The sequence below is a fragment of the Collinsella sp. AF39-11AT genome, from assembly GCF_003474585.1.
Lineage (GTDB): Bacteria > Actinomycetota > Coriobacteriia > Coriobacteriales > Coriobacteriaceae > Collinsella.
Map to the genome: position 1 here is coordinate 1 of NZ_QROG01000009.1, position 22811 is coordinate 22811.

Here is a 22811-nt window from a genome sequence, read left to right on the forward strand (position 1 = left end):
CACATTAAGTGCTCTCCGGCTCGTGCGGAACTCGCGATCGACCTTATATGTCTGCCGCCCGGCGGCGGGGCTCCCGCACATCTCAACCTTGGCTGGGTTCTGGCTCAGTGGCAGTCGCTTCGCTTCTGCCCGCCTTGGTTGGTGTGGCGGTTTGGCGTTGGAACGGTTCTTTTTCTGATATATGCTTGTTGCGGCTCTTCTTTTGGGAGGGGCCGCTTTTTGTTGTGTGAGGAGGTTGGCCCGTGGTTGATGGGGAGATTCGTTCTGATCTGCTTTCTGCGGATTGGAATGGCGAATGGATACGTCTGCAAGCTGATCGGCGGCGGGCTGATGATTCTTTTGAATGGGATAAGCGGGCTCGGCATTTTCGACCTCTTGAGACTGCCCCTTATGCTCGGGATTTTATGAAATTGCTGGCTCTTGAGCCTGGTGAGTCGGTGCTCGATATGGGGTGTGGAGCTGGGTCGATTGCCATTCCGCTTGCTCAGGCTGGGCATCCTGTGATTGCTGCTGACTTTTCCCCTGCTATGTTAGGCACGCTTGATGCTGGCATTGAGTACTATGGGCTCGAGAATCGCATTACACCGCTTGAGCTTGCTTGGGATGATGATTGGGATTTGGTTGGACCGGTCGCGAAAGCGGTGGATGTTGCCTTTGCCAGTCGGTCGGTTACGACGACCAATCTAAAAGGTGCGCTTGCCAAGCTCGACCGTACGGCTCGTCGGCGTTGTGCTGTCACGATGGTCGCCAACTCCAGCCCGCGCTATGACCTGCACTTGATGAACGCTATCGGCGCCTCGGTTACCTGCAGCAATGGCTTTGTGTACGCCTTCAACATCCTCATTCAGATGGGTGCCCTGCCGCAGGTTACATACTTTGAATCGCCTCGTCGCGATACCTTCGATAGCCTTGAGGCAGGCGTGGCGGATTTTTCCCGTATGCTCGAGCATGGCAACGAGGATAAGATCGACCGCCTGCGCGACTATATCGCTCAGCACATGATCGAAAACCCCCATGCCGGCGAGCCGGGCTCCAAGGGCGTGCCGCAGGGGCGCTATATGCTCGACCATATCCGTAAGGTTCGCTGGGCGTTTATTGCATGGGAACCGGTCTCTGAATCCCGCTCGTAGCCCGTTCACAGCCCGCACTGCCCATCACCTCGGCATCCGCATTCTTTTTGAACTGGGCAAACGCGCTCCACACCGCGCCGTTCCTGCGCTATCGTGGGACAGCTCACGTAGATTAAGGCCCCGTCGCGGGGCGCCCCATACATAGAAAGCGAGAACCCATGGCACTGACAGGAGCACAGGTCAAGCAGCTTCGCAGCATGGCCCATCACCTCAACCCCGCCATCATCATCGGTAAGTCCGATGTCAACGAGGGCACCGTCGAGCAGACGGTCGCCTACCTGGAGAAGCACGAGCTCGTTAAGTGCTCCGTGCTCGATGGCTCCAGTCTTTCCGCCCGCGAGGCCGCCGAAGAGCTCGCTGAGCGTTGCCACGCCGAGGTCGTCCAGGTCATCGGCCGCAAGTTCTCGCTGTATCGCGAGTCCTCGCGCAAGGACATTGAGAAGATCAAGCTCGTCTAAGAGCCAATGATCCGGCGAGCGAACACATAGCAAGCTTACGGGTGCCCAAGTACTTCGGACGCCCGTTTTTTATCGCTCGACCAGCACGCGATTGAGCCGCCCCTCCACCAAGCGCTCGTATAGACGCCGCGTCTCGGGCTCGGGCACGCCATTGACCTGCTCCCTCAGATGATGCATATGCCCGCTGTACAGCTCGACGATATCGCGTCGTCGCCCCGCCGCACTGTAGACGCGCATGGCGCAGCGCACCATATCCTCACGCGCCGTCTCTTGCCGCAGCCCCGACTCCACCAGCCATACCGCCGACTGCAGGTCGTTTTCTTCTAGGGCGGCATTCGCGCCCCGAATCATGCAGTCGATATACTTCGATTCCATAATGCGTCGCATACGCAAAAAGTAGGTGGGGTTACAGCCATTGGGCACATGCAGCGGTCCGGCATAAAGTTGCTCAATCTTAAGGCACAACTCGACCAGATGGGGCCCGCGCGCACCCGTGCGATTTCCCAAAACCTCGCGGCTTATCTGGTCAAACAGCCGTACATCGGTCTTGACGTAGTCACCGTTGAGTCCGATGCATTCATTTTGGATGAGCACACACGACTTGCCATCCGGCGTCGGTCCCAAAGCCGACCGCAAGCGCGATATCGTCGAGTACAGGTTGTTGCGGGCGCTATTGAACTCGGCATGGGGCCACAACTCCATTGCCAGCGTCTCGCGGTCGACGAGCGCATCCATGCCCAGTGCAAGCCGCTCGGCAAGCGTCGCCGCCTTCTTGCGGCGCCACATTTTGTCCGTGATGGGAAACCCGTCGCGCTCGGCGCGGAACGCACCAAACATGCGAATCTCGATATGGTCGATGGTATCAACGGCTTCAACCTCGCCAGCCTGGAACAGGCGCTCGCCCTCCCCTTCCAAATCGTCGCGCAGCGAGTACCGCGACAGCTCGCGCACGGGAAGCTTCTTGCGAATCCTGGTCGCCGGCTCGCCCAGACAATGCATGGCAAGGCGCGCAAAGAGCCGATACGATGGTTCCAGAATCCCCGCGCGATTCATGGACATCCAGGCCGCGAGATCGCTATCTCGCCCCGCGCAAGCCAAATGCAGCGCCACCATCCAGGCTTCTGCACCACCAACCTGCGTCTGGCTTATATCGAGCAACTCCGCTTCCTCGCGTACCGAAACCATCGAGGTGTTACGCAGATACGCCGCGCGCTCCAGCAGCAATGCGTTATCGCGCATGTACGCAATCGACTCCTCGGCAAGTTTGAGCACTTGGACCGCACGGAACTTTGCATTAACCGGCCGTCCCTCTGCCAGCGACTGCCAGCCTTCTAGCAACAGGCCAAACAGCTGAATCTGGTTGTCGCGCATGCGCACGGCAAAACGATCGAGCTCGTTGAACGCCGCGTCGTCGGTTACCGGCAGGCCGGAAAGGAGCCGCCGTGCCGCCAACACCATGCGCACCCAGATAGCCATCGCCTTAAGCCCACGCACGTCGAGCGCCTCCCGCACCACCGTCATCTCGTCGTCGCGCTCGTCGGTTCCCGTAAACGACCCGTCAAAGAGCTCCACCAGCATGCTATCGGCCCGTATAACAATCCCCGCGATGTCGAGCTCACAGTCGTAGGCCTTGCTCGTTTTGAGCTGCTGTAGAACGCCGCCGTCATCTCCCCGCTCGGTCAGGCAGCGCTTGACCTCGATATGCGCGGACAACATATCGAGTGCGGTATGGGATGTCTCGATTTCTGGCACGGCCAGGTTCGTAGGAAGCCCAAGCCCGTTGTCCCCATAGCAAACAGCCGTCAGTGTCTGGGCCACTCTCCATGAAACAGGGTCTATTTCGCAGGCCGCCCGTTCGCCCCCGCGCTCGATGACCGATGCCATATAGCGAGCGAGCTTTGTATTGGACACGCTGACCGCTGCCAAATACACGCCGAGCGCCTCGGCAGGCGTTGGCTCTGGAGCCGGATCGTCGGCATCGATCGTACCCAGCGCTGCTCGGCAGATATCGGCCCCGTGCCCCGTCAGAGCAAGATCGACCCCATACTGCCCAGCAAGTTCAAGGACCGCTCCACGGTCCAAAAAGGCGTCCGCCAGGCCCATCGCCGCATCGCATCGGCCCGCTTTAAGCAAAATCCGGGCCGCCCTCGGAACAAGTTCGGGGCGAACCTCGGCCACCAACTTACGCAAACGCAAGCGTCCGTTATCCTCCGTGCCCAGACACGTAAAACTCCGCTCGGCGGGGTCCAAGCCAAAGATCGGGTAGTCGCGTACAAAGTAGGACTGGTCGACCATCGATAGCCTCACCCCGCAAGCCTCGAGTTCTGCGATATTGCCCTCGCCCATCAAAATCATGAAACATGCCACGCAAAACAGTGCATTATTGTCGAGCGAAGCCAGATCGACAAGTGCCGCGCCATATACGTTGACAATCTCGTTTTCGAGCAGACCGGCTACGTCGCCTTGGCCATACAGACCCGTCTGCAATGCCGAAACGAGCTCGGGCACGCCCTGCGTAAGCTGATAAAAGTCGAGCGATGTGCTGATCGAAAACGCCGATGCCCACGCCGAATACTCATAGGCATGTACCTTGAGCATCTGCGCATTGATCTTAACCGAATCGCCCAGCCCATGAATCAGTTGACGATTTGAAGGACGGCAGGAGATAAAGACCCCTACCCCCATAGCGCGCAGGCCGCGAATCCTGTCGATAAGGTCTTCGGTATCGTGCTGATCGAGGTTTGGCACATTATCAATCGCGATAAGGGAGTGCGGTTTGTCTTTGAGTTCTTCGGTAACCACCTCGAGCTGCATAAACACCTCGCGCCCAATGGCGCGATCGGCCTCGATAATCCGCACGGGGCCTCGCGTCGGGTCGCATTTAACCTCATGGGTGTACTGCAGCAGCACCGAGGTCTTCCCAAACCCGTCGGGCGCATAAAGAACCACGATGCCGGCCTTTCGGCCCTTGGCGAGAAGCTCATTCATCAAGCGTTCGCGTCGCACCATATAGCCACCGCCCAGCGGCATCAGCTCGAGGTCGTCTATACTGCTCAAATCGTTTACCATGCCCGCTCCTCAACTCGACCGTATGGACACTGTAACCGCAAGACCATACAAGCCGCGCCATGAATAGAGCGACCTTGTGTTCTAGGTTGTCTTTTGGTACGCAAGCGGCAAGCTTTTGTACAGCGAGGGCCGATTGTTATTAATCCCCCGACTAATCGGTCTTTAAGCAGGTAAATGGCTTGTCAGCTTGTCCCATCTAAGCGGCAGTGTAACGCAGATGAACAAGGTTCAGCCATGTCATTCAACTCGCCTAGCACCCGCTACCGTCTACGACCTTTTAGTGGCATTTTTGCATAGAATCTGGTATGGAATGAATCAAGCTGTTGGGCATCCGGCATTCGTCAAGCTTGCGACAAGATTTTGGTCAAGCGGGCGGAAAGGGATAGCAAAAAGGCCCCCGCAAAGCGGAGGCCTTAGGCAAGGCTATGTCGAGATGCAGGATTCGCGCTACTCGCAGAGCGAAAGGGCGGCCTCGTCGGCAACGACAACGCAGTTGGTGTGCAGCTGCAGGATCGAAGCCGGGCACGCGGGCGTAACCGGACCATAGCACATGTCATGCACGGCCTGAGCCTTGGCCTCGCCGTTGGCGACGACCAAGATCATGCGGGCATACATGATGGTCTGGGTACCCATGGTGTAGGCCTGACGGGGAACGTCGTCGATGCTGTCGAACAGGCGGCTGTTGGCCTGAATGGTGCTCTCGGTGAGGTCGACGCAGTGCGTGCCCTTGGAGAAGTGGTCATCGGGCTCGTTGAAGCCGATGTGGCCGTTGTTGCCAATGCCGAGCAGCTGCAGATCCGGGTAACCGGCGGCGGCGACGATCTTGTCGTACTCAGAGCAGGCAGCGGCGGCGTCGTGGTTGGAACCGTCGGGCACATGCGTGTTGTTCAGGTCGATGTTGATGTGATCGAAGAAGTTCTCACGCATAAAGTAGTGATAGCTCTGGGGATCGTCGTGCGAAAGGCCGCGATACTCGTCCAGGTTGTAGGTGCTGACCTCGGCAAAGTCGACGTCGCCCTTCTCGTACCAAGCAGCGAGCTGCTTGTAGGCACCGATCGGGGTGGAGCCAGTGGCAAGGCCCAGCACACAGTCGGGCTTGAGGATAACCTGCGCCGAGATAATATTGGCGGCCTTGCGGCTCATATCCTCGTAGTCTTTAGCTTTAATGATCTTCATTACGCGTCCTTTCTCGTACAAGAGAGGCAAGGCTCCCCTTACAAGCACTTGCCCGCGGCCCGCGTCGGCCGCAACCAACGTGTGCGGCCACCAGGGCGAGGTCGCGTAATGTATGTGTCTCGTGTCTAGCCGCGTCGAGGCCCCTGCCCGTCCACGGTGACCCGAAGCCTTTTAGCTTCGGACAAACCCCATCTTGCCACGGAGGGCGTCCTCTTTCAAGTGCGCCCTCCGTAAACGTGTTTGAATTGTAGGCTAATGGCCACGTGCACTTGCTAGCGCTCGCGAGCAACGATGAGCTGGTCCATCTCTTCGACATGCACGCCAACGGAGCCCTTGATGCTCGAGAACTCAACGGAGTTGCACACTAAGATGGGAACCGTCACATCGTAGCCCTCAGCAGCAATTGCCTCGCGATCGAACTCAATGAGCACATCGCCCTTATGGACGATGTCACCCACTTGCGCATGTACGGTAAAGTGCTTGCCCTCAAGCTGAACAGTGTCCAAACCAACGTGGATGAGCACGTCCAAGCCATCGACCGTGTTAAGCGCAACAGCGTGTCCCGTGGGAAAAATGGCCTCGACCTTGGCATCAGCCGGTGCAATCACACGCGTGCCGGTAGGCTGAATCGCCACGCCCTGGCCCAAAAGCCCGGTGGCAAATGTCTGGTCGTTTACCTCGGACAACGGAATGACGTCGCCCGAGATGGGAGCATCCAGCGTAAGGACTCGACCACGCATACCAAAAGACCTTAGGACTTTAGTGAACATGCTCCCCCTCGGACATACCAATCGACCAAAATAGCCTTAACAGTTTACCACTTGGCACTCGTTTTTGACCATTAGGGAAGTTCGCGCTTGACAACCTCGACGATGTCGTCAACAACGCGCTGGGTCAGCGCGTGCGTCTCGGCCTCGGCCATAACGCGGACCAGCGGCTCGGTACCGCTCGGGCGCACCAGAATGCGGCCGCGGCCGTCAAGCTCCTTCTCGGCAGCAGCGACGGCATCCCAGATGGGCTGGCAATCGTCCAGACCAGCCTTGTTGTCGGAATGCACGTTGACGAGTACCTGCGGGTACTTCTTCATGATGCCGGCAAGATCGGTGAGGGTGCGACCGGTGCGCTTAAGCACGGCCAGCAGCTGAAGAGCCGTCACCAGGCCGTCACCGGTGGTGTTGTGCTCCAGGAAGATGATGTGGCCGGACTGTTCGCCGCCGATGACGGCACCGTCCGCAAGCATACGCTCCAAAACGTAGCGGTCGCCCACAGCGGTCTGAACCATCTCGAAGCCCTGCTCCTTCATAGCGATGGAGAAGCCAAGGTTGCACATGACGGTCGAGACGATCTCGGAGTTGGCGAGCTTGCCGCGGGCGGCGAGGTCAGAACCGCAGATAGCCAGGATGTAGTCGCCGTCGATCTCATTGCCCTCGCTGTCCACGAACAGTACGCGGTCGGCGTCGCCGTCGTGGGCCAGACCGATGTCAGCATGGGTGCGCAGCACGAGCTCGCGCAGGGGCTCGAGGTGCGTAGAGCCGCACTCGACATTGATGTCGGTGCCGCAGTAATCGGTGTTGATGGCATGGACCGTGGCACCCAGGCGCTGCAGCGCGGCAGGCGTGGTCTGGCAGGAAGCACCGTGACCGCAGTCGACGGCAACCACCAGGCCATCGAGCCTCAGGCCATCAAGCGTATCGATGGCGTGGTCGACGTATGCCTTGCGAGCGTCCTTCATCTTGATGATGTGGCCCACGCCGGCACCGGTCGGCAGCGTGTCGGCAGCCATGGCTTCCTCGGACATGACCCAGGCGCTGATCTCTTCCTCGACCGCATCGGGAAGCTTCATGCCCTTGCGGCTAAAGAACTTGATGCCGTTGAACTCCGGCGGATTATGCGAAGCAGAGATGACGATGCCGCCGTCGAGCTCATTCTGGACGGTGAGCAGCGCCACGGCAGGCGTGGGGATGACGCCGCAGCAGTGCGGACGACCGCCCTCGGCCATGATGCCGGCGGTCAGAGCGCTCTCGAGCATAGTACCCGAAAGACGCGTGTCGCGGCCGACGCAGATATCCGGACCAAGGAACTTGGTCGCCGCGCGGCCCAGGCGAAACGCGAGGTCGCACGAAAGGTCGGCATTGGCGACGCCACGGACGCCGTCGGTACCGAAGATGTTCTGGGGCATAGGATCGCTCCTTCCCTAGCAGGCGATATGCAACCGCCCACCCTAGTCGAAAAAGAAAAGCGGGACCCGCCGAGGAATCGGCAGGCCCCGCTTGTACATTGTATCTCGAAAGGAGATAAAACCTTAGCGCTTGGAGAACTGGGGAGCGCGGCGGGCCTTCTTGAGGCCGTACTTCTTGCGCTCGACCACGCGAGCATCGCGCGTAAGGAAACCGGCCTTCTTGAGGTCAGCACGGTAGTCGCCAGCGTTCAGAAGAGCGCGGGCGATGCCCAGGCGCAGAGCGCCGGACTGACCGGAGATGCCGCCGCCATCGCACAGAGCGATGACGTCGAACTGACCGGCGGTGTCGGTCACCTTGAAGGGAGCAAGGGCGTTCTCAACGAGCTGATGACGGCCGAAATACTGCTCGGCGTCACGCTTGTTGATGGTCACCTTGCCGGTGCCGGGGACGAGACGGACGCGGGCGACGGCGTTCTTACGACGGCCGGTACCCTGGTAGACAACGGTGTTCTCAGCCATCTTTAAGCCTCCAGCTCAATCTTCGTGGGGTTCTGGGCAGCGTGCGGATGCTCGGCACCAGCGTAGACCTTAAGCTTGGTCATCTGGGCACGGCCGAGGGTGGTCTTGGGCAGCATACCGCGAACGGCGCGCTCGATGACCTTCTCCGGGTGCTTCTCCATAGCCTGGCGGAAGCTCTCAGCCTTGAGGCCGCCGTTGTAGCCGCTGTGGCGATAATAGGTCTTCGTGTCGGCCTTGTTACCGGTAAGCTGGACCTTATCGGCGTTGATGACGACAACGAAGTCGCCGCAGTCGCTGTTGGGCGTGAACTGGGGCTTGTTCTTACCGCGCAGGATCATTGCGATCTGGGTGGCAAGACGGCCCAGGACAGCACCATCGGCGTCGACGAGAACCCAGTTGCGCTGGACCTCGCCCTGCTTGGCGTAGTGAGTCGATTTCGAAATCACTTAGACTCCTCCATGTACAGTACGTGTTGTTACAGAGATTCACGGGGCTCTGCAAGTAACCCGTCCATATTACCCCGCTCGCCGTACGAGTCAACAGGTATTTTGGCTCCGACCAGAGTTTCTGCACATGTCATCCACGAGCCGTGACGTTGCAGCGCTAGCGCTCGACAAATGCCTCGATATCTCCCAGCAAGCGCTTTGCCTCCTGGCGGCCCTGGATATACAGGTCGAGAAGCTTGGCCGGATCATGCTCGACATGGCCGACCTCGACCGGCTTTTGCGGAGCGATGACCAGCGCGCGGCCCTCGCGCTCATACTTCCACAGGTGCATGCGCTGGAGGTTATAGCGGTCGTGGCGCGTCTCGATAGCCTCGAGCAGGTAGGGGTAGTCGGCATAGCGGGCGCGCGCGGCAGGCATAAACTCGTAGGGCTTTTTCTCGTACGAGCGGTCCTGCGTGACAATGACAACCGCGCGCTCGAAGCCGGCCTCCTCCAGCACATGCTCGATAGGAACCGAATCGGCTACGCCGCCGTCGACGTATTTGTGCCCGTCAATCTCGACCGGCGGCGTCACCAGCGGCAACGAGGTCGAGGCACGCACGCAATCGATATCGAGCATGGCGTTTTTGACGGGCAGGTAGGCAGCGGTGCCGAATAACATGTCCGTCGCGACAGCATACATTTCGATGGGGCTCGCGTCGAAGGTCTCGTTATCGAAGGGGTCTAGGCGATCCTGCACGTCGTTGAAAATAAAGTCGTAGCCGACGATGGAACCCGTGGACGCAAACGATGCGGCGCCCATGAAGCGGTTGTCGTTGCAGAAAGCCAGGTTGATGCGGTTGGCACGGCCGATCTGGTGCGACTTGTAGTTCACGCCGTTGAGAGCGCCGGCCGATACGCCATATACCGCCGGAATCTCGACACCGGCCTCCATGAGGACGTCGAGCACGCCCGCGGTAAACTGCCCGCGAAAACTACCGCCCTCCAGGACGAGCGCGACCTTGCCAGCATTTTTCGCCTTATCTTCTATAGTCATGATGACCTCCTACCGTTGCGTTTTGGCTTTCTTCTACCCAGTTTTGCAGAGGAGAGCGCGCAGGTTTTGGAGTTGAGAAGGACGGGGCGGTCGGCGGGAAAGCGCGTCCCGGTCTCAGAGCAAATTCCGGGTCGCAGTTTCCGCTGAGCCCGCCAACCGGAAAATGAATCCCATTCCGAGCTTAGATTTCGGGATGTAGTTTCCACTTGAGGCGTCATCCGGAAACTACGTCCCAGTCTGAGCGCGGATTCCGGGATGAACTTTCCGCCAACAACCCATTCGGAAAATGCATCCCATTCTGAGCCGATATTCTGGGACACAGTTTCCGTTGGACGACCGCTGGGAAAGCGCGTCCCACTCTGCGTCACTGAGGCTTTTTCTTTACGCTCGCGCCCTGCACAGAGTTCGATTCTCCGCGGTACGGGGCTTGCGTTGAGGCGGGGCATGGGTCGCCGGAGCTAATCGACATCGCATCGATATCTGGCTGGGGCATTGCGCGGAGAATCCGCGTATTTGCTTCGCAAATCCGCACCGGCTTCGGCCGCCTGCCGGCGTCCTCGCCCGCTCGCTACAAACGCTTCGCGTTTGCTTAACGCTCGCGCCCTTCACAGAGTTCGATTCTCCGCGGTACGGACTAGAAATAAACAGACAGGTAGATACGAATATCTACCTGTCTGTTACTTATGGTGGAGGCGCGGAGAATCGAACTCCGGTCCACGAAAGCCCCCTGATTGGCATCTCCAAGCTCAGTCGCTGGTTTTGTCTCGGACGCTTTGCGCGCAGCGACACGCTCGCGACGTCCTAACCGGTTCGATCTTAGCCCGCGCCATACCGATTACGTGCGCAGGAGCATTCCCCTAACATGACGTCGCGCCGGTGTCGGGGAAATCACCGGGTTGACGCGCCGCTATAAATTAAGCAGCGAGAGCCATAGGCTCAAAAGAAGAGTTGTTGTCAATTCAATTTGACGGTACCCCTGTTTAACGAGGCGAGGAGACCTCGGCTTGCTTCCTCTCTCAGAGCTATCGTGTCGAAACCAGTCGCCCCCGAATGTTGGGAAAGTCTGGATGGTATCGGGCCTGCAAACACCCGATAACCGTCGACTTTTCAAGGAACATACGGGGCGAGCCCCGCTTGTGGAGTGTTATCTTACCACGTTCTGAAAGCGGACAGCTGTTCTATGCACGAGCTGTGAAGACCCCAATGTGCGCCGCACTTCGCACTTTTGCTACCGATCGCGTCACGTATATTTTCGCCAAGCAAAATTGACCCGTCGAAAGGACCGTTATGGATACCAAGCAGCAACTCGTCAATGCCCTCGCAGGCCTGGGCTCAACCATTACCGAAGCTATGGATGTCATCGAAGGCTTTGTCCCCTGCGGACATCCCGCCCTCACGGTATCGAACGCACTCGTCGCGCTGGACGCTGCCGATGATGCCGCTCTTGCCCAGCAGCTTGAGACCGTCGAGGGCTTTATCGACCACGTGAGCGAGAACCGTGGCGTGACCGCCTACCACGGCATCGAGGTCGAGCTCGCGGGCCCCAAAGCCGATCTGCTCGCAGCAATCCGCGAGGTAGGTGCCCTCATGCAGACCGCAGGCGTCAAGAACACCCAGGTCAACGAGTGGGTCTACCGCAGCCTGGCAGCACTCGACAGCTCCGACGAAAAGGCAGCCGAACAGCTCGCAGAAAGTCCCGCCATTAAGGCCGAGCTTTTGTAAATAGCAGGCGCGGGTCCCTTGGCGCATCGTCGTCCAAGAGGCCCGCAAACAGTTCGCGTCAACCGATAGCCGCGCCGCCGCGTTCGGCCAAAGCAAGAATCGGCATCATTTGACGAGGTGTCTTTGCTGCAAGATCGGCATGCTCGAGCAGCTTGCGATCGTTAGTTACCAAGTAATCGACCTGCGCGCGCTTGCACGCGGCGAGCACCAAGTTGTCTTCGTAATCGCGATGGAGCGCTAAGTATTTGTCGGCCAGCCAAAGGTCCGACGCATCTGCGCCCACGGCCGTGGCGTTTTCGGTCATGTTCCGAACAAACGCCAGCGCCGCATCGCCAATTGCACGGGCAGACGCCTCGTCGAGCGCTCCCCCACTGGCAAGAACGCTACGCTTCAGCTCGTGTTGGACAACGTACAGCACGTCCTTGGCGATATGCACCGGAAAGAACAACGTTGCGCCCGATTCCGTCGCCCGCCCAATAAACGCACGCGCGGCAAGCGACTCGGCATGGTCGACGCAAAACGAATCGACCCATACGTTGGCGTCCACCATTATTTTGAGGGGAGCCCCGCTCACAGGATCATCCCCTTTTGGCGATAGCGCTCGTCCATGGCTTCGGAATAGATTGTGTCCCAATCGCGATCGTCGGATACGGGCAACGTAGCGATGCCCAGGTCCGCGTAAAGCTGATCCGCCACCGCCCATGATGCGGCGAATGGCGTATCGGGCGCGACGGTCTGCTGCCGGTCGTCGACGGCCGCAAGCACTTCCTCGCACTGCCCGCCACCCTGCGCGACCTTGGCCACCACCTTTTTGATGAGTTCGGGCAGTGACCCGCCCGAAAGCCGCAGCACCTCCTCGGCACGATTCTTGACCTGGCGATCTACGCGAACGTTCACCTGCGCCATGCCGCTAACAGCACCCACGTCGATCCCGCTCCCTTCAATTGCTAGCCCTGCTAGCAACACTATATAGAGAAGCTAGCACATGGTCAAACGCAAAAGGCCTGCGCCCGGACGACGCCGATGCCGTCCGGGCGCAGGCCAGATAACGTGGGTGAACACGTCTGCTAACGCAGATATGCCTTGGCGTTGCTCAGGCTGTAGGCAATCGTCGAGCCGTTGTGCAGCAGTGACGACGTCTGCGGAGTGATCATGCCGGTAATGCCCAGCGCCAGGAGCGCCGAGTTGGTGAGCATCACCTTGGAATACGAACTCGTCAGACGATCGATAAGCCCCTGACTCATACGGCGCAGGCGCACGATCGCGGCAAGATCCGTATCGGTCAGGATGATGTCGGCAACCTCCTTGGCGATGTCGCTTCCGCCACCCATCGCCAAGCCCACGTCGGCCAAACCGAGCGCCGGCGAATCGTTGACACCGTCGCCCACCATGGCAACGTGGCGCCCCTCGCCCTTAATGCGTTCCACATAGGCGTACTTGTCCTCGGGCAGCAGCTCGGCCTTAAACTCATCGACACCTGCTTCGCGAGCAATGCGCTCGGCCGTGCGTTCCGAGTCGCCCGTGAGCATGACCACGTGCTTAACGCCCAACGCGTGCAGGTCGGCGATGGCCTCGCGGACCCCGGACTTGAGCGGGTCCTCGATACCGAGCACGCCGACGACCTTGCCGTCGACCGCCAGATACAGCGGCGACAGGCCCTGCATCTGGGACTCAATGCGCTCCTTAATGTCGGAATCGAGCTGCGCACCCTCGTCCTCAAATACAAAGTGCGCGGAACCGATGATGGCGCGACGCCCTTCGATGGACGAAGCGATGCCGTGCGCCACGATGTACTCGACGGCGGCATGGCGCTCGCGGTGCTCGAGCCCGCGCTCGCGTGCCGCATTGACCACGGCGCGTGCCACCGGATGCGGGAAATGCTCCTCCAAGCAAGCGGAAAGGCGCAGGATCTCGTCCTCGCTCCAGCCATCGGTCGTGAGCACGCAAGCTAGACGCGGCTGTGCCTCGGTGAGCGTGCCGGTCTTATCAAACACGATGGTGTCAGCCTTGGCAAACGACTCAAAGTACTTCGCGCCCTTGACCATGACGCCCATCTTGGCGGCATCGCTCATGGCGGTCATGACGGCGACGGAACCCGTGAGCTTGAGTGCGCACGAGTAGTCGACCATCAGCGCCGCCGAGGTCTTGATAAGGCTGCGCGTGGTGAGCGCAACCAGGCCCGCGAGCAGGAAGTTCCACGGGACGATCTTGTTGGCGAGGTCCTCCATATGCGACTGGCCCTCGGATTTGAGCGAGTCGGCCGTCTGCACGAGCGAGACGATCGAGCGCAGTTTGGTCTGCGCCGTGTTGGCGCGCACGCGCACCAAGATGCTGCCGTCTTCCACGACGGTACCGGCGAACACGTCGTCGCCCACGCTGCGCTCAACGGCCAGCGGCTCACCGGTCAGGGTCGCCTGGTTGACCATAGCGCTCCCCTGCTCGACGACACCGTCGATGCAAATGGACATGCCAGTGCGCACGGCGACCAGATCGCCGGGCTCGAGCTCGGTCGCAGCAACGCTTACCTCGGTATCGCCGACGACCTTTTGCGCCTTGTCGGGTACATCGAGCAGCGAGTTGATGAGCTCGTTTTCGCTCATGGCGCGGGTGTAGTCCTCGAGCAGCTCACCCACATTGAGTAAAAACATCGTTTGGCCCGCGGTGTCGACGTCGCGTTTGACGAACGAAATGCCGATGGCCGAAGCGTCGAGCACAGGAACGGTCAGGCGCGGCTGCGCCAGCTCATGAAGGGCAGCGCGCAAAAATGCCATGTAACCGGCCACGACAAACACCGCGCGCAGTGGCGTGGGCAAAAACCAGCGACGTGCGTAATGGGCACCGACGAGTGTCGCCAGGTCCATAACGAGTTTGTGCTTGCGCGGCTCGAGTTGCATCACGTAGCCCGTCTTTGCGTCGGCAATGGCCTGGGCATCGAGCGCACCGACGGCGACCAGCACGGCATCGCGGCGCGGCTCGTCATATTCGAGCGCCATCTGGCCAATACGGCCATAAACGCGTACCTTGTGCACGCCGTCGATATCGCCGCTGAGCTTAAGAAGTGCATCGAGATCGCTCTCTGGCACAGGACCCGCCAATTGAAGACGGGTCCTGCCGGGGATCTCGCTAATAATCGAGAATCTCATAGTTTGTGCCTGGGAGCGTTACTCGGCTGCCTCGTCAGCAGCGGCCTCGCTCTGGGTGATATAGGCCGCCTCGGCAACCATGTCATCGACATTGGCCTTGGCCTGCTCGACCATGTCCTGGTAGCAGTTCTTGACGCGCATGCCGCACGCGATACCCTGCACGCAGGCATTCTTTACCGGAGCGCTGGTGAGCAGCTTGATGCCGGCCGTACCGAGCAGAAAACCGCCACCGACAAGCAGGGTGTTAAACGTCGACTTCTTCATGTTGCTTCTCCCTTTTGCCGCATTGGACGCGGCATGGTGCCTCAGCACCCGAGTAAACAAGTTTGCTCGAGCACGCTTTTGAAAAATAGTTTAGTTTATCTAACTATTGAGGTCAACAAAGGTTAACTTTTTGGAAATCTTGGGGCGCGATGTGACCAAGGGACCGCCCCTGCTTCACATCCACAAAAAATGAGGGCGCCAACGGCGCCCTCATTCACCAAATTCCATTCAGCCTACCTGACCCGAACGGCCGAGTCATTGCAGAACCCGGGAGCCCCGGCAGGGTGGGCGCTTGCTCAAAATGAGTTCCCTTCAAAACAATGGGCGCGCCAACAGCGCGCCCATTCACTCTATTCAATCCAGCCCACCTGACCCGAACGGCCGAGTCGTTGCGGAACCCGGAAGCCCCGGCGGGGCGGGTGCTTGCTCAAAATGAGTTCCGCACGCAAAGAAGGCCACTTAATGTGGCCTTCGTCTTGCGCAGGACTGTTTGAAATTTTGAGGAAGCACCCGCCCTGCCGGGGCTCCCGGGTTCCCGTTTACGAGAGCGACGTTCTCAGCAACTCGTTGAAGAGCTTCGGGTTGCCCTTACCGCGGCTCGCCTTCATGCACTGGCCCACCAAAAAGCCGATAACCTTCTGGTTGCCGTCACGATACTGCTGCGCCTGATCGGCACAGTTTGCCAGCACCTCGTCCACGATCGGCTGCAGCGCGCCGGCATCGCTCACCTGACGCATACCACGCTCGTCGACGATCTTGTTGGGATCGTCACCGGTCTGGGCCATGGCCTCAAAGACCTCGTGCGCCTGGTTGGAGCTGATGGCATCGGTCGCCAGCAGCTTGGCAAGCGCCGCCACTTGAGCCGGCACGATGCCGGACTCGGCCAGCGACACGCCCGCGCCCTTAAGGTAGGCGATCATCTCGTTGACCAGCAAGTTTGCGACCGTCTGGGCCTCCTTGCCAGCCATACCGGCAGCGGCGGCCTCAAAGAAGTCGGCAAACTCGGGGTCGCCGGCAATCTGCTCAGCGTCGGCCGTCTTAATGCCAAAGTCGGCCTCAAAACGGGCGCGCTTGGCATCGGGCAGCTCGGGAATCTCACCTCGGCAGCGGTCGATGAACTCGTCGTCCAGATCGAACGGCGCCAGGTCGGGATCGGGGAACAGGCGATAGTCGTCGGCCGTCTCCTTGACGCGCATGACCACGGTGCGCTTGCGGCTAGGCTCCCAGTGGCGGGTCTCCTGATAGATAATGCCGCCCTCCTCGAGCACCTCAGCCTGGCGGCAGATCTCGTAGGCAAGGCCGTCATGCAGGCTCTTAAACGAGTTGAGGTTCTTGAGCTCGGTCTTGGTGCCCAGCTTGGTCTCGCCGCGGCGGCGCAGCGACACGTTGCCATCGCAGCGCATGGAACCCTTTTCCATGGAGCAGTCCGAAATGCCCAGCGTCACAAAGATGCGACGGAGCTTCTCCATAAACAGGCGAGCCTCCTCGGGCGTGCGCAGATCGGGCTCGGTGACGAGCTCGATCAGAGGCGTGCCGCAGCGGTTGTAGTCGACGAGCGACTCGGCAGCGGCGGTAATGCGGCCCTCGGCACCGCCCACGTGCACCATCTTGGCGGCGTCCTCTTCCATATGGATGCGCAGGATGCGAATGGGCACCGTGTAGGAACCGTCCTCGCGACGCTCGGGCATGGTCATATTGGACGCGTCATAGCTGGCCAAGTGTCCGGCGCGCTGATTGCCCTCGCGCATCGTGGAGGACATGGACGTGGACAGGCCCTCGGCGTTGGCCGAGGCGCTCGCCAGACTCTGGGCCTCGGCCTCGCCAAACGCGCAGTCGGGGCGCTCGGCGGCACCGCGACCGGTCACATCCAGATCCAGGTGACCGTACATGGCAAAGGCAACCGGACCCTGCGTAGTCTGGAAGTTCTTGGCCATATCGGGATAGAAGTAGTGCTTGCGGTAGAACATCGAGTGGCGCTGGATCTCGCAGTTGGTGGCGAGACCGGCCTTGACGATGCTCTCGATGGCGCGCTTGTTGGGCACCGGCAGGGCGCCGGGCAGGCCCAGGCACACCGGGCACACGTTGGCGTTGGGTTCGTCATCGTGGCTGAGCTTGCAGTTGCAGAACATCTTGGTATCGAGTGCGGTGAGCTCGGTATGGATCTCCAGGCCGATCACGGCCTCCCAATCCTGCAGGACCTCGGAAAGCTCCTTCATTACAGCTCGCCTCCCTTCCCGGCAAAATCGGGCGCGACGGAAAGCACGGGCGCACCCGTGGCGGCATCGGCAAAGCCGCGCTCCAGGGCGCGGGCAAACGTGAGCAGCTGACGGTCCTTAAACGCCGGACCCACCAGCTGGGCAGAAACGGGCAGCTGAGTGTCCTCGCCCAGGCCCAGCGGCACCGAGATGCCGCCGTTGCCGCAAATGTTGAGCGAGATGGTGTACAGGTCGGAGAGGTACATCTGCGTGGGGTCGCTGATCTCGCCAAACTTAAAGGCCGTGCGCGGCGAGGCGGGCATGAGGATGGTGTCCACCTTGGCATACGCGGCGTCGTAGTCCCGCGTGATGAGCGTACGGGCCTTTTGCGCAGCGTAGTAGTACTTGTCGTACACGCCCGAGCTCAGCAGGTAGGCGCCGAGCATCTGACGGCGCTTGGCCTCGGCGCCAAAGCCGTGGGCGCGCGACAGCGAGCTCTGGTCGGACAGGCTGGCGCAGCCCTCCTCCTGATAGCCGTAGCGAATGCCGTCGAAGCGGGCCAGGTTGGAGAACGCCTCGGCCGGGCCGATGACGTAGTAGGCGGCGATGGCGGCATCCAGGTGCGGCAGGTCGACCTCGACCAGCTCGGCGCCCTGGTTCTGCAGCTCCTGGGCGGCGCGCTGAACAGCGGCCTTGACCTCGGGCGTCAGGCCCTCGGCCTCCATAAACGCGGGGATAATGCCCACGCGCTTGCCCTCGATGCTGTCGTTGAGGTGCTCGGTAAAGTCGACGGCGCAATCCTGGCTGGTGCAGTCGTACGGATCGTGGCCCGCGCCGGTAAGCGCGTTCATGGCCAGCGCAACATCCTCGACCGTGCGGCCAAAGGGCCCCACCTGGTCGAGCGACGAGCCAAAGGCAACCACGCCGTAACGGCTCACGGCGCCATACGTGGGCTTAAAGCCCACCACGCCGCACAGCGACGCCGGCTGGCGAATGGAGCCGCCGGTGTCCGAGCCCAGCGAGAGCGCGACCTCGCCCGCGGCGACGGCTGCAGCGGAGCCGCCCGAGGAGCCGCCGGGCACGCGCTCGGTATCCCAAGGGTTATTGGTGCGGTGGAACGCCGAGCTCTCGGTGGAGCTGCCAAAGGCAAACTCGTCCATGTTGGCCTTGCCCATGGGCAGGCAGCCGGCATCGAGCATGCGCTGGACGCAGGTGGCAGTGTAGACGCTCTGGTAGTCCGCAAGCATGCGGGAAGCGCAGGTGGTGCGCGTACCCACAAGGTTCATGTTGTCCTTGATGGCCAGCGGCACGCCCGCAAGCGGGGGCAGCGGCTTGCCTGCGGCACGGTCGGCATCCACGCGCGCGGCGGCCTCGAGCGCAAGCTCGGGCGCCACCTGCAGGAATGCCTGGACCCCGCCCTCGCGCGCCTCGATGGCGGCAAGGGAGGCCTGGGCCACCTCGGTAGCGGTAAAGTCGCCGGCGGCAACGCCCGCAGCGATCTGGGCGGCGGTAAGGGAATCGAAGCTCTGCGCCATTACTCGCTCTCCCCCTCTCCCAAAATGGACGGCACGCGGAAGTAGCGGTCGCGCGCGCTGCCGGCGTTTTCGAGCGCAACGTCGAGCGGCAGGTCGCGCTCGGGCTCGCGCAGGTCATCGCCCATCACGTTGGACAGGCTTCCGATGGGATGGAACGTGGGCTCCACGTCGGGCAAGTCATATTGCAGGACGGGCTCGAGCATCTGGACGGCGTCGTTCATGTAGGACGTCATCTGGGTGAGCTCGTCATCGGTCAGTGCGATCTTTGCGTACTCGGCGATGCCGCGCACGTCTTTCTCGCTGAGTGCCATAGGCGCTCCCTTCCGCATAACAGATAAACCGCTCTAGTATACAAGGCAACGCCGCTTGGAGCAGGTGCTTTACCCAAATGCAGCGAAAACGTAACGAGGGAGGCGGTTGGCAGGCGGCGGGCTGGCGGTTCTGCAGCAAAACCGCACCGTCCATAACGAAAACCGCGCCGTCCACAACGAAGACCATCACAACATTCGACGCTTTTCGCCAAAATCGCGATTTTCATCGAATGTTGTGATGGTTTGGAAGTCCCGACCACCACAAAGGTGCCTGCCCCCATTGTGGTGGTTCTGGAGAATGCCCTATGCTGAGGCCTTGGCCTTGCGGCGTTTGCGGACCGCGTGGATCACGATGTCCAGCAGCAACAGCACAATGGCTACGACCACGATGAGCACGGCAAACTCGCGCTTGCCCCAGTGGCGGCCGGCCAGCGACTTTTGCTTGTCGACGTCCTTCTTGTTGTACTTGGTGCGCACGCAGTGCACCAGCAGGCGATGGTCGTTCACGCCGTAGGGCGTGCAAGTGACGAGCGTCACCTTGTCGGCACCCGGCTCGATAGTCAGCGACTCCATCTCCTCGGGCAGCACCACCTCGGAGTCCACCATCCTGTAGGCGAGCGTCTTGTTCATGGTGTGCAGCAGCACCAGGTCGCCGGGCTCCAGCGAATGGATGTCGTCGAACATGCTCAGGTTGCGCATGCCCGAGTGCGCGGTAAGCACGCAATGCGTCGAGGTACCGCCCACCGGCAGGCTCGTGCCCTCCAGGTGGCCGACGCCCGCCATAAGGACTTCCTCGCTCGTGCCGTGGTAGATGGGCATGCTCACGTCGATGGAGGGGATCTCGACCCAGCTCATCATGGGGTCGCGGTCAAAGATGAGCTGCTCGGCGTAGGGCTCGATCTGGTCGGCGGGAAGCTCGGTGGCCTCGCCCGCCAGCTGCTCGTTAAAGGAGCGCGCCTGGAGCAGGATGCGCTCGCGCTCCTCGGCAGACAGCGCGTCCACGGTGCTGGACACGGTGCTGATCTGGTTGAACACGCCCGAGGCCTCGAGCCGGTCCAAGATCCACGGCCAGGTCATAAGGCCCACGCCAATAAGGATGATGACGATGGTGATGAGACGGTCGGCCCAGCGCGGCAGCCGCTTGCGACGGCGCTTGGGCTTTGGTTGAGGTTTGGGCTGAGGGCTTGAGCCGCCGTTGTCCGCAGCGTTATTGCTCTTCATATGTTTGGCGCCCTGCACCATCGCCGGTCACTCCTCTACAACTCAAGTTGTCTAAACAAATAATAGCCGAATTGCGAGCTCATGCGCCGGACAACGCAGCCTGGCAGCATTGCGCAGCGCGAGTTGGGCGCGACTTGGGCCAGCATTTGAGTTTTCAAAATGTCCTGAATCGGCTGGGCGATTCGGGATACAATATCAATAGAAAACGACGCACCCCGCGTAAATGTTTGGGAGCGCGGACGGCCTAGTTTTCAGCTTTTGTTAAATGCCCGGGCTCCGAACCCCGGGCATTCTTATTTGCGCTTGTTGCGGCGCAAATGCCTTCTACCGTCCGCACCGCGCGTGCGCCTACGGACCTTAAACCGAACCTCATACGAGTCAAGAAACGCGATGACGAACGTGCCCACATCGGACGGTGGAGGTTGGCTGCGTTATCCCAAAAAAACGGGGCAGACTCCAGTGCGAAGTCTGCCCCGAAAAGAGAATGGCAAAGCAAGAACGTGGATGGACGAGAAAAGTGTCCGCAAGTCTCATGGCCATCACATCCCACCTGCCAAAGGGATGGGTGAGCCAGCGTTACTCCTGCTCGGACTCCTCAGCCTGCTTACGGCTGCGGATGAGGTGCGCCACGCCGATGCACAGCACCGCGCCACCAGCAATCCAAGTGAAGGTCACGCCGTTGAGACCGGTGAGCGGGAGGTTGGAGCCCTTCTTATCGGTGACGGTGAGATGCACCATGCCGTTAGTGGCGTTGTCGGCCTGAACGAGCCCCTTATTATCTCCGTCAGTTACCTCAACCACAGGGTTGACCACTTCAGTGTTGCTCTCAGAAAGATTGCCACGCGTAATGGTGAACGTGATGCCCTTGCTGCCGTGAGAATTGTCGTAACCGGGCGCAGGAGTTTTCTCCTTCAGAATATACGTGCCTTCATCAAGGCCAAGGACCTCTATCATTCCGGTCGAATTCGTCTTGAGAATTGCGCCGTCCTCAGTTTCGCTGCTCGCAGTTGTGCCGTCCTTCTTGATGAACTTTCCAGTACCGACCTCTTGCAGAGTAAATTCAACGTTTGCGAGAGGCGGTTTCGTCTCATCGGAACCAACCTTTTTAACATCGATACCGTAGGTGTAGTCGTAGGCGGGATGCACGACTGTAGTGCCTTTGTCTTTTTCAGAGTGAGGGTTATTGGAATAGGTCAGAGTAACGGTGTTCATCTGGCCTATACCGAGCATATTGGCGTTAACCTTCGTGGGGTCAAGCTTTGCCTTATAGTTCACATAGACCTTTGAGCTGCCATCAACGTTAATGACTGCGCCACTGGTGCCATCTTGTTTTTCCACATGGGCATTTTTCAGATTTGAGAACGAAACCACAAGTTTGCCATCTGCATAAGATTTGTTGTAGCTATCCGGATGAACAACCTGATTGCCAATCTTAACCTCGACAACGGGATCATTGCCGTTAAGCTCGGGCACCATCGTAGAAGGCAGGTTATCGGTGAAGGTATAGCTGTACTCTTTATAAGTATTGATATTGCTGGCCACGGTACCTGCAAGCTGATACTCAACCAGCTGATCGGATGCAGAGTCCGCAACCCTATTGGGCACCGTAAAGACATCTCGAGAAGAGCCCTCGGGAACAACTTTGCTCGAATCAACAAAGCTGCCATTCTTGTCGTCCTTAACGGCCTTGGTCACGTTGGGGACGTCCTTCTTGGGGGTCACGTTAACGTCAGAGCCACCGACGATGGTGAAGATTGGCGAGGTATAGGCGTCGGTATTACCATCGGCACCGGTGGTCTCACTGGGCGCATCGGTCACAAAAAGCCAGTATCCGTGATCCAGATTATTAAAGTTGCCTTTGGTGGAATCGCTCGGCTTTGTCCAAGTGAACGTCTTGTCTTCCTCCAAAGCCTTGGCAATCAAGTCCAAAGCTGAACCAGTATCAACCGCTGTGGTCTTTCCAAAATTGGGGCCTTGTGCCTTACTGATAAATTCTGCCCACTCCTGAGCGTCCGCATTGGGTTTAGGCGCTCCTTTCACACCGGCAAGCTCGGTCGTCACGAGACCCTGCACTTTATCCGACGCCCACTGAATATCGGAAAGCGTCTTGTCGCCCGACTCATCCCAGCTTCCGTCGCTCTTCTGATCCTGCGTGACTTTTGCGGTGAAAATCTGGATGCCCTTGAAAGTCGTGCCGGCATAATCGTTATCAGTGATATTCACCTTGCCCTTCTCCGTAGCCACCGTCGGCGTACCCACAGCAAACGCCATGGTCACCGGGGCCATGACTCCGCCGAAGCTCAGCGCTGCTGTGAGGCCGGCGGTTACTGCCAGGCGTGCGATGTTCTTGCTCATGCTCATCTTCTTTTCCTCTGCTTTCTGCTTGATTCCCATTCGATCGGTCATC

At 59.9% G+C, this 22811-nt stretch carries 20 protein-coding genes and 1 other RNA gene; 4 read left to right on the plus strand and 17 right to left on the minus strand.

The features are described from left to right. The 3 genes from DW037_RS10755 to DW037_RS05070 all read left to right on the plus strand — a co-directional run. The coding region (locus tag DW037_RS10755) for a hypothetical protein (protein WP_233542266.1) at nt 1-408 on the plus strand (408 nt) is incomplete at its 5' end. Further along, nucleotides 405-1130 (plus strand): methyltransferase domain-containing protein, encoded by a 726-nt coding sequence (locus tag DW037_RS05065; RefSeq protein WP_118372925.1) that lies wholly within the window; start codon nt 405-407, stop codon nt 1128-1130. The genes DW037_RS10755 and DW037_RS05065, both read left to right, overlap by 4 nt. A 158-nt stretch (nt 1131-1288) precedes the next feature. After that, a complete protein-coding gene (locus DW037_RS05070; RefSeq protein ID WP_006234690.1) occupies nt 1289-1588 on the plus strand; it encodes a YhbY family RNA-binding protein in 300 nt (99 codons plus the stop codon). A gap of 69 nt (nt 1589-1657) precedes the next feature. On the opposite strand, the gene DW037_RS05075 is transcribed toward DW037_RS05070, so the two are convergent. The 8 genes from DW037_RS05075 to ssrA all read right to left on the minus strand — a co-directional run bounded on the left by DW037_RS05075 (nt 1658) and on the right by ssrA (nt 11061). Then, the gene (locus DW037_RS05075; RefSeq protein WP_118372926.1) at nt 1658-4657 is read right to left on the minus strand and encodes a BTAD domain-containing putative transcriptional regulator; all 3000 of its coding nucleotides are present in this window, start codon (nt 4655-4657) and stop codon (nt 1658-1660) included. A gap of 447 nt (nt 4658-5104) precedes the next feature. Next, nucleotides 5105-5833, minus strand: a complete 729-nt coding sequence (gene nagB, locus DW037_RS05080) for a glucosamine-6-phosphate deaminase (RefSeq protein WP_118372927.1) — start codon at nt 5831-5833, stop codon at nt 5105-5107. 272 nt (nt 5834-6105) lie between these two features. Beyond that, entirely contained in the window at nt 6106-6573 is a 468-nt protein-coding gene (locus tag DW037_RS05085) for a PTS glucose transporter subunit IIA (RefSeq protein ID WP_306421699.1), read from the minus strand. Nucleotides 6574-6674: 101 nt separating this feature from the next. Beyond that, on the minus strand, nt 6675-8012 hold the full coding sequence (glmM, locus tag DW037_RS05090) for a phosphoglucosamine mutase (protein ID WP_118372928.1): 1338 nt from the start codon (nt 8010-8012) through the stop codon (nt 6675-6677). 123 nt (nt 8013-8135) lie between these two features. Next, on the minus strand, nt 8136-8531 hold the full coding sequence (gene rpsI, locus DW037_RS05095; RefSeq protein ID WP_022094634.1) for a 30S ribosomal protein S9: 396 nt from the start codon (nt 8529-8531) through the stop codon (nt 8136-8138). 2 nt (nt 8532-8533) lie between these two features. Then, complete coding sequence (gene rplM, locus DW037_RS05100) at nt 8534-8977, minus strand: 50S ribosomal protein L13 (RefSeq protein WP_022094635.1); 444 nt, start codon at nt 8975-8977, stop codon at nt 8534-8536. 157 nt (nt 8978-9134) lie between these two features. Further along, on the minus strand, nt 9135-10013 hold the full coding sequence (locus tag DW037_RS05105) for a patatin family protein (RefSeq protein ID WP_118372929.1): 879 nt from the start codon (nt 10011-10013) through the stop codon (nt 9135-9137). Nucleotides 10014-10697: 684 nt separating this feature from the next. Further along, nucleotides 10698-11061, minus strand: a transfer-messenger RNA (tmRNA) gene (ssrA, locus tag DW037_RS05110). A gap of 239 nt (nt 11062-11300) precedes the next feature. On the opposite strand from ssrA, the gene DW037_RS05115 reads away from it, so the two are divergent. Then, nucleotides 11301-11735, plus strand: a complete 435-nt coding sequence (locus DW037_RS05115; protein ID WP_118260204.1) for a hypothetical protein — start codon at nt 11301-11303, stop codon at nt 11733-11735. A 58-nt stretch (nt 11736-11793) separates the two neighbouring features. On the opposite strand, the gene DW037_RS05120 is transcribed toward DW037_RS05115, so the two are convergent. The 9 genes from DW037_RS05120 to DW037_RS05155 all read right to left on the minus strand — a co-directional run bounded on the left by DW037_RS05120 (nt 11794) and on the right by DW037_RS05155 (nt 22759). Further along, nucleotides 11794-12309: a PIN domain-containing protein gene (locus DW037_RS05120; protein ID WP_158571941.1), complete on the minus strand. Its 516-nt coding sequence runs from the start codon at nt 12307-12309 to the stop codon at nt 11794-11796. After that, nucleotides 12306-12659, minus strand: coding sequence for a hypothetical protein (locus tag DW037_RS10615; protein WP_158571943.1), 354 nt, complete (start codon nt 12657-12659; stop codon nt 12306-12308). Before DW037_RS10615 ends, DW037_RS05120 begins: the two co-directional genes overlap by 4 nt. Before the next feature lie 143 nt (nt 12660-12802). Beyond that, on the minus strand, nt 12803-14818 hold the full coding sequence (locus tag DW037_RS05125) for a heavy metal translocating P-type ATPase (protein ID WP_233542268.1): 2016 nt from the start codon (nt 14816-14818) through the stop codon (nt 12803-12805). A 78-nt stretch (nt 14819-14896) separates the two neighbouring features. Beyond that, nucleotides 14897-15142, minus strand: coding sequence for a DUF6110 family protein (locus DW037_RS05130; protein WP_022094642.1), 246 nt, complete (start codon nt 15140-15142; stop codon nt 14897-14899). A gap of 539 nt (nt 15143-15681) precedes the next feature. Beyond that, nucleotides 15682-17358 (minus strand): Asp-tRNA(Asn)/Glu-tRNA(Gln) amidotransferase subunit GatB, encoded by a 1677-nt coding sequence (gene gatB, locus DW037_RS05135; protein ID WP_118372932.1) that lies wholly within the window; start codon nt 17356-17358, stop codon nt 15682-15684. Further along, entirely contained in the window at nt 17358-18872 is a 1515-nt protein-coding gene (gene gatA, locus DW037_RS05140) for an Asp-tRNA(Asn)/Glu-tRNA(Gln) amidotransferase subunit GatA (RefSeq protein ID WP_118372933.1), read from the minus strand. Before gatA ends, gatB begins: the two co-directional genes overlap by 1 nt. After that, on the minus strand, nt 18872-19183 hold the full coding sequence (gene gatC / locus DW037_RS05145) for an Asp-tRNA(Asn)/Glu-tRNA(Gln) amidotransferase subunit GatC (protein WP_055250987.1): 312 nt from the start codon (nt 19181-19183) through the stop codon (nt 18872-18874). Before gatC ends, gatA begins: the two co-directional genes overlap by 1 nt. Before the next feature lie 303 nt (nt 19184-19486). After that, complete coding sequence (locus DW037_RS05150) at nt 19487-20404, minus strand: class C sortase (protein WP_158568416.1); 918 nt, start codon at nt 20402-20404, stop codon at nt 19487-19489. A gap of 576 nt (nt 20405-20980) precedes the next feature. After that, nucleotides 20981-22759 carry a SpaA isopeptide-forming pilin-related protein gene (locus DW037_RS05155; RefSeq protein WP_147352009.1) on the minus strand — a complete coding sequence of 593 codons (1779 nt, stop codon included), beginning with the start codon at nt 22757-22759 and terminating at the stop codon, nt 20981-20983. Nucleotides 22760-22811: the final 52 nt, after the last annotated feature.